The organism is Leptotrichia massiliensis, from assembly GCF_900104625.1.
Lineage (GTDB): Bacteria > Fusobacteriota > Fusobacteriia > Fusobacteriales > Leptotrichiaceae > Leptotrichia > Leptotrichia massiliensis.
The window spans coordinates 361,985-375,631 of record NZ_FNVZ01000004.1 but is presented as its reverse complement, the minus strand read 5'-3'; the positions used below and the strand labels follow the sequence as shown (position 1 = coordinate 375,631).

At 30.3% G+C, this 13,647-nt stretch carries 12 protein-coding genes and 5 tRNA genes; all 17 read left to right on the top strand.

What is annotated here, in order from left to right; translation table 11 throughout:
* Positions 1-353: 353 nt before the first annotated feature.
* The 17 genes from glmS to BQ5344_RS03015 all read left to right on the top strand — a co-directional run bounded on the left by glmS (position 354) and on the right by BQ5344_RS03015 (position 13,636).
* The gene (gene glmS, locus BQ5344_RS03095; protein WP_071124114.1) at positions 354-2,183 is read left to right on the top strand and encodes a glutamine--fructose-6-phosphate transaminase (isomerizing); all 1,830 of its coding nucleotides are present in this window, start codon (positions 354-356) and stop codon (positions 2,181-2,183) included.
* A gap of 49 nt (positions 2,184-2,232) precedes the next feature.
* Positions 2,233-2,544, top strand: a complete 312-nt coding sequence (locus tag BQ5344_RS03090) for a hypothetical protein (RefSeq protein ID WP_036069836.1) — start codon at positions 2,233-2,235, stop codon at positions 2,542-2,544.
* A gap of 620 nt (positions 2,545-3,164) precedes the next feature.
* The gene (locus BQ5344_RS03085) at positions 3,165-3,929 is read left to right on the top strand and encodes a site-2 protease family protein (protein WP_021768268.1); all 765 of its coding nucleotides are present in this window, start codon (positions 3,165-3,167) and stop codon (positions 3,927-3,929) included.
* A 129-nt stretch (positions 3,930-4,058) separates the two neighbouring features.
* Complete coding sequence (locus BQ5344_RS03080) at positions 4,059-4,940, top strand: hypothetical protein (protein WP_021768269.1); 882 nt, start codon at positions 4,059-4,061, stop codon at positions 4,938-4,940.
* A gap of 17 nt (positions 4,941-4,957) precedes the next feature.
* Positions 4,958-6,112, top strand: coding sequence for a hypothetical protein (locus BQ5344_RS03075; RefSeq protein ID WP_071124113.1), 1,155 nt, complete (start codon positions 4,958-4,960; stop codon positions 6,110-6,112).
* Positions 6,113-6,128: 16 nt separating this feature from the next.
* Positions 6,129-6,293, top strand: coding sequence for a hypothetical protein (locus BQ5344_RS03070; RefSeq protein ID WP_205407988.1), 165 nt, complete (start codon positions 6,129-6,131; stop codon positions 6,291-6,293).
* Between the two features lie 105 nt (positions 6,294-6,398).
* Positions 6,399-6,989, top strand: coding sequence for an IMPACT family protein (locus tag BQ5344_RS03065; RefSeq protein WP_071124112.1), 591 nt, complete (start codon positions 6,399-6,401; stop codon positions 6,987-6,989).
* Positions 6,990-7,109: 120 nt separating this feature from the next.
* A tRNA-Glu gene (locus tag BQ5344_RS03060) sits at positions 7,110-7,184 on the top strand.
* A gap of 43 nt (positions 7,185-7,227) precedes the next feature.
* Positions 7,228-7,303 (top strand) — tRNA-Val (locus BQ5344_RS03055).
* A gap of 7 nt (positions 7,304-7,310) precedes the next feature.
* Positions 7,311-7,387: transfer RNA gene (locus BQ5344_RS03050), tRNA-Asp, on the top strand.
* A 6-nt stretch (positions 7,388-7,393) separates the two neighbouring features.
* Positions 7,394-7,469: transfer RNA gene (locus BQ5344_RS03045), tRNA-Thr, on the top strand.
* Between the two features lie 23 nt (positions 7,470-7,492).
* A tRNA-Tyr gene (locus BQ5344_RS03040) sits at positions 7,493-7,577 on the top strand.
* A 66-nt stretch (positions 7,578-7,643) separates the two neighbouring features.
* Positions 7,644-8,003, top strand: coding sequence for a YbaB/EbfC family nucleoid-associated protein (locus BQ5344_RS03035; protein WP_015770281.1), 360 nt, complete (start codon positions 7,644-7,646; stop codon positions 8,001-8,003).
* Between the two features lie 256 nt (positions 8,004-8,259).
* On the top strand, positions 8,260-9,429 hold the full coding sequence (locus BQ5344_RS03030; protein WP_071124111.1) for an MFS transporter: 1,170 nt from the start codon (positions 8,260-8,262) through the stop codon (positions 9,427-9,429).
* Positions 9,430-9,576: 147 nt separating this feature from the next.
* Positions 9,577-11,295 carry a phospho-sugar mutase gene (locus BQ5344_RS03025; protein WP_071124110.1) on the top strand — a complete coding sequence of 573 codons (1,719 nt, stop codon included), beginning with the start codon at positions 9,577-9,579 and terminating at the stop codon, positions 11,293-11,295.
* Positions 11,296-11,451: 156 nt separating this feature from the next.
* Positions 11,452-12,843 (top strand): radical SAM family heme chaperone HemW, encoded by a 1,392-nt coding sequence (hemW, locus tag BQ5344_RS03020; RefSeq protein WP_071124109.1) that lies wholly within the window; start codon positions 11,452-11,454, stop codon positions 12,841-12,843.
* 109 nt (positions 12,844-12,952) lie between these two features.
* On the top strand, positions 12,953-13,636 hold the full coding sequence (locus tag BQ5344_RS03015) for a YggS family pyridoxal phosphate-dependent enzyme (protein ID WP_071124108.1): 684 nt from the start codon (positions 12,953-12,955) through the stop codon (positions 13,634-13,636).
* The last annotated feature ends 11 nt before the right edge of the window (positions 13,637-13,647 follow it).

The window sequence follows — 13,647 nt, the reverse complement described above, 5'->3', positions numbered from 1 at the left end:
GAATATTTGTAATTCATTCACATGGAGCAATTGTAGAAAGTAATATTGAATATTAAGTTAACACTAAAATAATAATATTTATTTAATGAAAAAAGTTTGCATATTGAAAAAATATAAAAAATTTGGTATAATCATTTGACTAGGAAATAAAAATTAAAAAGCGCCAGTCCTTTAAAAATAATTAGGATAAAATTATGGATAAAGGAGACGAGGGAAAGAGTTATCGAAATAATCGGCGGATGCTCTTTAGGTGGTTACAACCTTAATAATATACAAAAATTCTGAGTAATTGGAGTTACAAAGGTATTATAGTAACATTTTCTAGTAATTTTATATTATGAAGGAGAAAAATTATGTGTGGAATTGTAGGTTACATTGGAGCGAAAAATGCTCAGGAATTTGTTATTGACGGGTTGGAAAAATTAGAGTACAGAGGTTATGATTCGGCTGGGATTGCTGTTAATACTGGAAATGAGAAATTTGAGATTGTGAAAAAAGTTGGGAAATTGCAAAATTTGGCTGATGAGCTGAAAAAAAATCCACTTTCAGGGACAGTTGCGATAGGGCATACAAGATGGGCAACTCATGGTAAGCCATCTGATGAAAATTCACACCCTCATTTTAACAAGGATAAAACATTAGTTGTTGTTCACAATGGAATCATTGAAAATTATCTGGAATTAAAAAAAGATTTAGTTGCAAAAGGGTATGAGTTTAAGTCAGAAACTGATACGGAAATTGTGGCACATTTATTGGATGAGCTTTATACTGGGGACTTGCTTGAAACAGTAAAGAAATTGTTAAAAGTTATAAAAGGAGCCTATGCACTAGGGATTATGTCTGTGAACGAGCCTGACAGAATTATTGCGGCAAGAAAGGAAAGTCCGCTTATTATAGGGCTTGGAGATGGAGAAAACTTTATTGCGTCAGATATTCCTGCAATTTTAAAATATACTAGGGATGTATACTTGATTGAAAATAATGAAATTGTGGAAATAAAAAAAGATTCTGTAAAAATTATGGATGTAGAAGGAAACGAGATAAAAAGAGACATAACTCATATTGAGTGGGATTTGGAAGCTGCTTCTAAAGGTGGTTATGAGTATTTTATGGAAAAAGAAATTTTTGAACAGCCAGAAGTGCTTGTAAAAACTTTAAACAGCAGAGTTGATGAAAATTATAACATTAATTTTGATGATGCGGGGCTTACAAGGGAATATTTGAATGGAATCAATGATATTTATATTGTGGCTTGCGGAACTGCTTACCACGCTGGGCTTGCTGGAAAGCATATTATTGAGAAAAAAACAAGAATACGTGTAGATGTTGACATTGCGTCAGAATTTAGATATAGAAACCCTGTGATTGACGATAAGGCATTGGTTATTGTATTAAGTCAGTCTGGAGAAACTTTAGACACGCTTGAGGCTATGAAAGAGGCAAAAAGACATGGAGCAAGGGTAGTCGCAATTACAAATGTAGTTGGCTCTTCGATAGCAAGGGAAGCGGATCACGTTATTTACACTTGGGCAGGACCTGAAATTGCCGTTGCTTCTACAAAGGCATACACTACTCAAATGGTAATTTTAAACTTGATGGCAATAGACTTTGCATATAAATTTGGAAAAATTACAAAGGATGAAGCTGATAGAGACATTAAAAAACTGTATGAAGTGGAACAAAGTATTCAAAAAATGCTAGAATACGATGAAAAAATAAAAGATGTTGCAAACAAGATTAAAGATAGCGAAAGCATGTTTTATCTTGGACGTGGACTTGATTATGTAATCGCTGTGGAAGGTGCATTAAAATCTAAGGAAATTTCATATATTCATTCAGAGGCTTTTGCTTCAGGAGAATTGAAACACGGTACAATTGCACTAATTACAGATGGAGTCCCAGTTGTTGTAAATGTTACACAGTCTGACTTGTTTGAAAAATCTGTATCAAATATAAAAGAAGTTACATCAAGAGGAGCTTACGTTATCGCAATTGCAAAAGAAGGAAACACAATTGTAGAAGAAGTGGCTGATGAAGTATTCTATATTCCAAATGTGGAAGATGATTATGCAGGATTCCCTACAATTGTAATTCATCAGTTATTGGCGTATTATTTATCAAAATTAAAGGGAAATGATGTGGATAAGCCAAGAAACTTGGCAAAATCGGTAACTGTAGAATAAGATAATTATTTAATAATTATAAATAATAATAAAAATGGAGGAAAAGATTATGAATTTTGATGATTTGAAAAAAGGAGCAGAAGATGCTCTTAAAAAAACAGTAGATGGAGCAAAAGACTTAGCTGACAAGGCTGCTGACAAAACAAAGGAAATTGCAGGAAGTGAAGTTGCTCAGAATATTAAAAAAGGAACTGAAGATGTTCTAGAAAAAACAGTTGAAGGAGCAAAAGATTTAGCAGAAAAAGCTGCAAATAATAAAGTCGTTCAAGATGTTAAAAAAGGTGCTGAAGAAGCATTAGACAAGACAGTAGAAGGAGCTAAGGGATTAGCAGACAAAGTTACTGGAATGTTCAAAAAATAGTAAAAACAAAATGTAATAAAAAAAGGTTAGTTGGAGTATCAGTTTTGATACTCCTTTTTTAAAAAAAACTTTGAAAAATCAAAAAAATGTGGTAAAATAAATTTGTGGTAAAAATTCCTACCACTACCAAAAATAATAAAACTAGAGAAAAATCTATTTAAAGCCACTAAAAATGCAGGCTAGGAGTTATGGAAAATGCTAAAAAAACATCAAAAAATAACAAAAATTAAGCAAAAAAATGCGATTTTACTGTCTGAAAAAATTTCTGTAATACCGATAAATAAAGGGTTTTCTCAAAAGTACGGGTTAAAATAGAGTATCCATTAAAATAAGGATTGAAACTGGTGGCATGCTAATAAATAATCGTGGACTTTTGCCACTCGTTAAAATAGAGTATCCATTAAAATAAGGATTAAATTATTCGTTAAAAACAACAACTTTTATATAAGGGTTGTTTTTTTATTTGTGAAAAAAGATTTAAATACTTTACTACATCAAATTTTTAAAATATTTTGTTATTTTTAGGAAAATTTGATATAATTTATTCAAAAGGAACTAAATTTTGGGGTGATGAATTTTAGAGATGAATTAGAAACATACGATTTTGGAAAGGAAGTTTTGTGAAAATAGTAAAAAATTATTATAACAGATTTAAGGTCTTAAATCCTGAATATTCAGAAATAAAACTGGGGATTATTGTTGCAATTATTATTTATTTTATTGGAAGGATTTTTTTTGCAGCAGAAATCTCAAGAGACATGATAATTTCACTTGTGGTTTTTGTAATATCAATGACTCTTCATGAGGTGGCACATGGCTATGTGGCTTACAAATTTGGTGACGACACCGCAAAAAGAAAAGGAAGAATAACGCTAAATCCTTTAAAACATATTGATTTTACAGGAATAATTCTGCCTATTCTCATACTTTTGAGCGGATTTAAATTTTTGGTGGGTTGGGCAAAGCCTGTTCCAGTTAATTTTTATAATTTAAGACCACATCGGCTTGGGTTATTTTGTGTTGCAATCGCTGGAATAGTAGTAAATTTTATTCTTGCGGGAACTTCACTTGTATTACTAAAATTTGGAAATAAATATCTGGATATTGAGAATATTTTTATGACAATCCTGCTTTATACTTATTTAATAAATCTTTTACTTGGATTGTTTAACTTAATACCGATAACACCGTTAGATGGGGGTAGAATAGTGTATTCACTTTCAGGGTATAGAATTAGGGAATTTTACAATAAAATTGAAAGATACGGAATTTTGATTATTTTTGTAATTGTTTATTTGGGAAGTACAGTTTTAACACAGGGATTTTTAACAATTGTAGAGTTTTTTTTACGGCTTGCAGGCATAAATATAAGTTTAACTTTTTAAAAAAGTGAAAGAAAATACAATAAAAGTGTTTGAAAATTGAAAATATGGGATATAATATAGTGTTATAGCTGTAAAGATAAATATTAAATACACAAATATTTTTATCAAAATTTTAAGGATGTGGTAAATATGAGAAAATTATTTTTGATTTTTGGAATATTTTTAATGATAAATTTTGGGATATATGGTTTTACTCAGAAAGAGAAAATTCAAGAAACATTATCAAAACTTGGATTAAAGCAGGCATTAATTGATGAAACGGTGGCATTGGACTACGAAATTAGGGATACACAGTATTTTGAAAATGATGAGATAATTATTCGTGAGAGAGTGCAAAAGCTGGAAAAATTGCTTCAAAAAGACGAAAGAAATTATATAGCGTCACAGGCTTTGATTACAATTTTTGAATCAAAAATAAGTGGAGATTATAAAAAATACCTTGATTTATTTGTAAAATATACACCATATGAATATGAAAAAACTTTTTCAAAAATGATGTATGCCCTGGATCAGGGAGATATATCAAGTTTTGAAAAATATATGTATGAAATTCCTAAAAAATATAACGACACAGTTGTGGTAACTCTAGCAAAAATTTTTGTGGCAAAAAATTTTGATGAAAAGCAGATGCTTACCGAAAAAGTGCTAAAATTACTTAAAAATGAAAATGAGCGTCGAAAAGTGGGAGTTTCTGATGAAGAATATTATTTTATGAAGTTGACTTACTATTTGAATAAAATACGTAATTTATTTGATAAAGGGGAAGTGAAACAGGCTGTTGCAGAATATTTGGATAATATTGTAAATGAAAGTGTAAATGAGGAAATACAAAATTATAATTTGCGTGCTGAAGTTATACTTTACTTTAATGTTGTAATAATGAATGAAGAAATAAAAGAAGATTTACTAAAAATAAGTAATGGAGCAAAATTGGAAGATACTTGGATTGCTAAAAAAATTCAGAAAGAAACTGAAAAAGACAAGGATTTTCTGTCAAAAATGGTAAATTAGGAAAGAGGAGAAAGTTTATGAAAAGAATGTTTGTAACGTTATCATTACCACTTCTTTTAACATTGGGAGGTGAACTATCAGCATATACTAGAGCTGAACTTATACAGGATAGACTTTCAAAAATTGGTATAAAGCAAGATGTAATTGATGAAACGATAAAGTTTGAATATGACATTAGAGACGAAAAAAATTTTTTTACGGAAGATGGGAAAGAAAAAGATAATCTTTTAAAACTAAAAGAAATATATGGAAAAGATGAAAGAAACGAAACACTGGGATCAGTTCTAGTAGGGGCATATATGGTTGGTGGAAAGAAAGACTTTAGGAAAGCAAGAGAATATATGGATAAAATCGCTCCATATTCACCACAATTTGATAAACTTTCAAACGAATTTACCTATTATAAACTAAAAGGAGATGAAAAAAAAGCAAAATTTTACTACAATCTTATAAAACGTCGTTACAAGAATTCTGTTGCATTAGAACTTGTCGATACATTAAGTGAAAATCTGGATATGGTAATGTTTATTGAAACATTGGGTGATTATTTTGTTGAAGAGGGAGAAGAAACTAATAGTGAAGCAAATGATTTGCCAGATGGATTTTCTTATGATGATAAAAAGGGGATTATACAAAATAAAGATGATGGTGGAAGTCCAAATGAAGAAGAGATTTTAGGAGATACAGCGACCTATGGTGAAAGTGTGAAAGAAATTTTAGATAATGGAAAAGAAACTTTGGATAGTCAAAAGAAAGAAATTAATAAATATCAAAGAATAATTGATTATTTCAAAATTCAAAAAAATCAAAAGGAATTTGGAATACCTGATGACTACGTGCGAGGATTTAAGCTAAAAATTGCTGAGGTAAAAATAGCAAAAAATATGATGAATTATGGAATAGAAAGTGCAGTTAAATATTATTTAGAAAATGTTTCAACAAAGGATGTAACTTATGAAGATGTTTATTTTAATGAACAATCAGAGTTGGCACTTTATCTTGCGGTTGCACAAATGCTATCCGTTGCTGATGATAATGTGGTATCAAAATATCGAAAAGAATTTGAAAACACAAGAGTAATTAAGCTGCTGGATGAAGTTTTGAAAAATGAGAGAAAAAAGGAAAAAGAAAGGGATGGGAAGACTCAAGATAAAAATCATATAAAAAGCTGATATGGAAGTATTTAGCATGGTTGAAGTAGCAATATTTATGAAAAGCATGTATTCTGATAGAGGAGCAGAAGCTAAAAATCTGACAGATGCCGATTACAAGAGAATACAAAAGAAATTCACAAGTACAAATAAATTTAAGCAGTTGGAAGGATATGTACAGATACAGCCAGTAACTCAATAAGAAATTATAGAAACTCAGATAGACTTAATTAGAAAAATAGTTGTCTGAGTTTTGTTTTTATGATAACATAATAATATCATTTTAAATTTATGAAAGGAGGAAAAGTTGAAAACTGTAGCAAAAGAAACAATAATCGAATTTGAAGAAAAAAAATCAAAATTTATTGGCTATATTAAACCAGTTTCAACAGTAATTGAAGCTGAAAAGTTTATTAATTCAATAAAAAAAATGCACCCAAATGCAACCCACAATGTACCACTTTACAGAGTAATGGAAAATGGTCAGGAATATTTTAAGTACAATGATGATGGAGAGCCAAGCAATACAGCAGGAAAACCAATGGCGGAAATACTTAACATTTTAGATGTGTACAATGTAGTAATAGTTGCAACAAGGTATTTTGGAGGAATAAAGCTGGGAGCAGGCGGACTTATAAGAAATTATGCAAAAACTGCAAAACTGGCCGTTAATGAAGCAAAAATTGTGGAATATGTGGAAAAATCAATTTTTATTTTGGATTATGATTATGAAAATACTTTAGAAATAGAGGCTTTTTTAAGTACAAATAGTGAAAAATTTAGGATAGAAATATTAGAAAAAAATTACTCAAACAGAGTTACTATGAAAATATCAGCAAATGATGAAATCGAAAATGAATTAAACGGATTACAGAAAATAATAGTGATAAAAATGTAAAAAATAATAAATTTTAAAGAAATTCAATTTTTTTATAAAAAAGTGTTGACAAATCAAATTAAGTATGATATTATATTTCTTGTCTGTTAGTATTGTAAATACAGATATGGGAATGAATGTGCGGCCTTCGTCTAGTGGTTAGGACCTCGGGTTTTCATCCCGGTAACAGGGGTTCGATCCCCCTAGGCCGTACCAATTTTAAAATTGAATATTTAATGTTAAATGGTGATTGTTTTATGGTCGCATAGCTCAGCTGGGAGAGCACCTGCCTTACAAGCAGGGGGTCATTGGTTCGAACCCAATTGTGACCACCATTTTTATGGAGGTGTAGCTCAGTTGGTTAGAGTGCTTGCCTGTCACGCAAGATGTCGCGAGTTCGAGTCTCGTCACTTCCGCCATTTAATGCCGCTTTAGCTCATCTGGTAGAGCAACTGACTTGTAATCAGTAGGTGGTTGGTTCGAGTCCGACAAGCGGCACCACTATTTAAAATTTAGAATGTTGTGGAGAGGTTCCCGAGTGGCCAAAGGGATCAGACTGTAAATCTGCCGGCTCAGCCTTCGAAGGTTCGAATCCTTCTCTCTCCACCATTTTTTTTTATAAAAATAAAAAATGTTATAAATATTAAATCATAATTCGTAGGAGGATTATTAACTATGGTTAGAAAAATAAAAGGAGCAGGAAATAAATCTGGTGGAAATCAACAGGATATAATCAAACAAGCTCAAGTAATGCAACAAGAAATGTTAAAAATTCAAGAAGGATTAAAAGATAAATTTGTAGAAACATCTGTTGCTGGTGGAGGAATTACTGTAAAAGCAAACGGACAGAAAAAAATTGTAGATTTATCAATTTCATTGGATGTATTAAAAGATGCAATTGAAGAAAATGATGCAACAATTGTTTCAGACTTAATTGTAAACGCAGTAAATGAAATCTTGGATAAAGCTGAAGAAATGGCTGAAAAAGAAATGGAAGTAGTTACTGGTGGAGTAAGTATTCCAGGATTATTCTAAAATTAGAGATTTTGAATAAATATTTTTATAAAAACCAGAGTAATGTCTGGTTTTTTGTTTTTTCAGAATTAATTTTATAACTGTATTCTGAATTATTTATACTAAATCCCATTATAAAATAGAAACTATGTTAAGGACAAAAGTTTTAATTTCTTACCAAATAGTATGTAATTCAAAATTTATTAAACATTTGCTATTTAAACAGGAAATAGTATTAGAATTAACATAAATATTTAAAAGGAAAGGAGATGGAAAAATGAAAAAAAACATAAATAGGATGATAGTATTGATGTTTTTATGTATTATTGTTTATAATTTAGGGCATCCTGCTACGCCTGCACTAATTGAACTGAGAGGATGGAAAAAAAGTATTTCGGGAGAACTGCTGGCGTTCATGAGTACGGCTATGTTTATTTCTTCGCCTTATTTGGGAGCTTTGGCGGATAGAGTTGGGATGAAGAGGATATTTGTGTTTATGCCATTTTGTTATGGAATGTCACAGCTTATATTTGGATTTGGAACGAATTTGCCACTTATATTTTTAGCACGGATGATTTCGGGATTTGCTTCGGGGGGAACATTTGCTGTGGCATTTGGATATGTGAGTCAGCTGTCTGAAAAAGAAGAAAAGGCTAAGAATATTGCCAAAGTAAGTTCTGCTACTGTAATTGGCGGAGCAATTGGACAGAAAATAGGGGGATATGTCGCAACTGCTATGAATGATCCACGATTTTCATTTGCATTACAGTTTATTGGTGGAAGTATTGTTTCAATAATTATTTTGTTGGTTATGAAGGAAATAGTGAAAAAAGATAATAAATTAGAAGAAAAAAAAAATAAAAAGGACTTAAACCCATTTGCAACTTTTAGATATATTAAGGAATTAGATGGATATTCCAAATTTTTCTGTCTTATAATACTGCTTTCAGGAATAGGAATTTATTCTTATGGAAGTGCTTTAAACTATTTTTTGAAATTTTATAAAAAAGTTTCTTCTGATACAATTGGAACTTTTGTTATGTGTTCCTCATTATTTGCATTTTTTGGAACTGCATTTTTGCTGGGGAAATTATTAAAAAAGTTTAAAGAAAAAAGTATTTATAAATTTTTGATTTTTGTTGGGATAATATTAATGGCAGTGATTTTGTTTAGAGTTAAATTTGGTGTAACTCCATATCTTTTGATGGCTCTTTATACAATGACTTATGAGATTGTACGTTCGCTTGGAAATACGATTATTGCTCAGAGATATAAGGAAAATCAGGGGAAGATACTGGGAGTGGCATCTGCAGTGGGTTCGCTTGGAACTGCTATAGGTTCGCTGTTATCAGGACATTTATTAAATTTTAACCCTTTTTTGCCGTTTATTGTGAATATTATTGTAATGTTTTTTGTATTAGTTTTAATTTTAGTAAAAAAATTGTAATTTTTTTCGTTTAAGTATTTGTTAAATTAAATTAATATGGTAAAATTAATATAGAATAGAAAAATTTTTGGCAATATTTAATTCAAAATAAACTGTCAAAATAAAAGAAATTAAAATTATTTAAATAAAAATTTTAGGAGGCGTACCATGGAATATATGAAAAAATACGAATATTGGTTAAATTCAGAAGCTGTTGATGAAAAGGATAAGGAAGAGCTGAGAAGTCTGGCTGGAAATGATAAAGAAATTGAAGACAGATTTTTTAAGGATTTAAGCTTTGGAACTGGTGGAATTAGAGGTGTTCGTGGGATTGGAACTAACAGAATTAATAAATACGTAATTAGAAAAGCGACTCAAGGTCTTGCAAATTACATGTTAAGTTTTGATGAAAAATTGGCAAAAGAAAAAGGGATTATTATTGCTCATGACTGTAGAATTGGCTCAAGGGAATATGCTTTGAATACAGCGAGAGTTATGGCTGCCAATGGAATTAAGGCATATATTTATGAAGATTTACGTTCTACTCCTGAATTGTCATTTGGAGTAAGATATAAAGGAACTATGGCTGGAATCGTTGTAACTGCTTCGCATAACCCTGTGGAATACAATGGATACAAGGTTTACTGGGATGATGGAGCACAAGTAGTAGATCCGCATGCACCTGCTATTGTTGCTGAAGTTAATAAAATTCAGACTCTTGAAGAAATTAAAGTAATTTCTGAAGCAGAAGGAAGAGAAAAAGGATTAATTATTCAATTGGATGGAAAAATTGATGACGATTATTTAGATGCAATAAAAACACAAACTTTAAAAACAGATATTCCAGGGAAAGAAAATTTCAAAATAGTTTACACTCCACTTCATGGAACTGGTGGACGTCCAATGAAACGTATTTTATCTGATTTTGGGTACAATTTTGAAGTCGTGAAGGAACAAATTGAGCCAGATGGAAACTTTCCAACTGTAACTTATGCAAATCCTGAAGAAAAAGCTGCATTTAAACTTGGAGTAAAATTAGCTGATGAAATTGGAGCAAAAATAGTTATGGCAAATGATCCTGATGCAGATAGAATCGGGATTGCTGTAAAAGATGATAAAAATGAATGGTATTATCCAAATGGAAACCAAGTTGGATTATTGTTACTGCAGTATCTTTTAAATAATAAGAAAGACATTCCTACAAATGCAAAAGTTATTACAACAGTTGTTTCTACACCAATGATTGACGTTATTGCACCTTCAAAAAATGTTGGAGTTATGAAAACATTGACAGGATTTAAATATATTGGAGAAAAAATTAGACAATTTGAAAACAAAGAACTGGATGGAACATATTTATTTGGATTTGAGGAAAGCTATGGATATTTGATCGGAACACATGCAAGGGATAAAGATGCATTGGTAACTTCAATGGTAATCGCTGAAATGGCTGCTTACTATGATTCAATTGGAAGTTCAATTTATGAAGAATTGCAAAAATTATATAAAGAATTTGGATATTACCTAGAAGGAATAAAATCTGTCACTCTTAAAGGAAAAGATGGAATTGAACAAATGGCTGCTCTTATGAGTAACTTGAGAGAAAATGTAAAAGACGAACTGCTTGGTAAAAAGATAAAAATTAAACGTGATTTCTTATCACACAAAGAATACAACTTGGAAACAGGAGCAGAAACTGAAATAAAATTACCAAAAGAAAACGTTTTACAATTTGTTCTTGAAGACAATACTTACATTACAGCTCGTCCATCTGGAACAGAGCCAAAAATTAAATTCTACTTTAGTGTGAATGCAGATTCAAATGAAAATGTAAAAGCAAAACTTGATAAAACAATGGAAGAATTTTCAAAATTTTTAGGATTATAATTTTTTAAAGAGATCAGAAGATTACTTAAACTAAATGTCCAATTTTTGGCGGAAGTTCAGTTTTTTCTGATCTTTTTTGTTTCAGACTTGCTTAATTCTAATTTTTAAAGCAGATTGACTGTAATTATAAAAACTTTTAGAGAGAACTTGTGAAAAATGATAGAAATAAAAGAAAAAGATGTTGATGCAATATATATTCATATTCCGTTTTGTGATAAGAAATGTGAGTACTGTGATTTTTGCACGTTTGTGAGAATGGAGAAGGAATATAGAAAATATGTAGATTATTTAATTAGAGAAATTAGGATGTACCCAAAGTTTAAGTATGATACGATTTATTTTGGTGGGGGAACGCCTTCGGTATTGCCAGTTGGGATGATAAAGGAAATAATGGATGAATTGAACTGGACTGGGAATGCGGAGATTACTTTGGAATTAAATCCGACTGACATGACTTTGGAAAAATTGAAGGAAATTCGGGAAATTGGGATAAACAGGCTGAGTATTGGGATACAGAGCTTTCAGAATCACGTTCTGAAATTTATTGGAAGACAGCATAGTTCAGATGATGCGGTAAATGTGTACAAAATGGCTAGAAAAGCTGGATTTAAGAATATTACTGTGGATTTGATGTTTGGAATTCCTAATCAAAGCATTGAAGATTTACAGCGGGATTTGAACATTTTGAGAGAATTAAAGCCTGAAAATGTTTCGATTTATTCGCTTATATGGGAAGAAGGGACTGTTTTCTGGAGTAAGTTGCAAAAGGGTATTCTGTCAGAAATTGATCAGGATGTGGAAGCTCAGATGTATGAGATGATTATTGAATTTTTTAATGAAAATGGGTATTGCCATTATGAAATATCAAATTTTGCACGAATTGACAAAAATTTTGAGGAAAATAGAAATATTAATAAAAATTATAATTTAGAAAAGAGAATAGATTTTCAAAATTTTTCAGAAATTAAGAAGAATGAAGAAACATTGAAAAATGAAATATTTCAAAATATAGAAAGCTTTGAGATGATTAAGGAAAGACAAAAAAATAGTGGAAGACATAATTTGAAATATTGGAGAAATAAAAAGTTTATTGGTGTTGGAATGAGTGCAGCGGCTTATTATGGAGAAAATCGCCATAGCAATGTTCGTACATTTAATAGATATTATAAATTTCTGGATAATGAAAAATTACCGATCGATGAGAATACGGTGGAAATTGTGGATGAAATTGAAAGTGAAAAGTTGATCAGAATGCTGGGGTTAAGGCTGATTCAGGAGGGAATTGGGTATTTTGAGGATAAGAGAGTTGAAAAACTTATAAAAAATGGATTATTGGAAAAATTTATTGTGAAAAAAGTGGATTTTTCAGAAAAAAGAGAACAAAAAATTGAAAAATTTATTGATACAAAAGAAAAAGAAATAAAAAATAAAGTCAAAAATAATGAATCTTTTGATGAAAAAATGGCAGAAAAGACTTATGAAATAAGGCTTCGTTTAACAAAAAGAGGAATGTTGCTGGCAAATAATGTATTTGTTGAATTTATTTGAAAAAAAGGTTATAATAGTGTAACTGTGAAAAATATCATATTTGTACTTATAGAAAATAAATAGGAATTAATCAATTACAAAGCAAGTCAAAAAATAATAAGGAGCAAAAATGAAACTTGATAGTGTAAAAATTCAACAGAACTATGAAAAAATTTTGGAAGATATAAAAAAATATTCTCCATATCCTGAAAAAGTTAAAATTTTATTTGTAAGTAAGTATTTTGATGTCGAAGAACACAAGGCTCTGATTGAGATGGGGTATGATTACTTTGGCGAAAATAGGGCTCAGCTTTATCGGGACAAGCTAAATGAATTTTCAGATGAGAAATATAAAAATATCAAATGGGATTTTATTGGAAGGTTGCAAAAAAATAAAATAAAGTATATAATTAATAGTGTGAATTTAATACATTCGATTGATTCTTATGAACTTTTAGATGAAATAAATAAAAAAGCTATTGAAAATGACAGAATTATAAATGGATTGATTCAAGTTAATGTTTCAAAAGAAGAGTCCAAAACAGGAGTTTACATTGAAGATTTTAAAAAAGATAGCGAAAAGTATTTTTCTATGAGTAATGTAAAAATAATAGGTTTTATGACCATGGCACCATTTGAGGCAAGTGAGTCTGAAATAAATGATTATTTTTTAAATATGAGAAAACTAAAAGAAGAATACCAAAAGCAGCATGATTATATTACTGAGATTTCTATGGGAATGTCGAATGATTATGTAGAAGCCTTGAAAAATGGGGCTACTATAATTAGAATAGGAAGTAAGTTATTTGAATAGGAGGTTATACT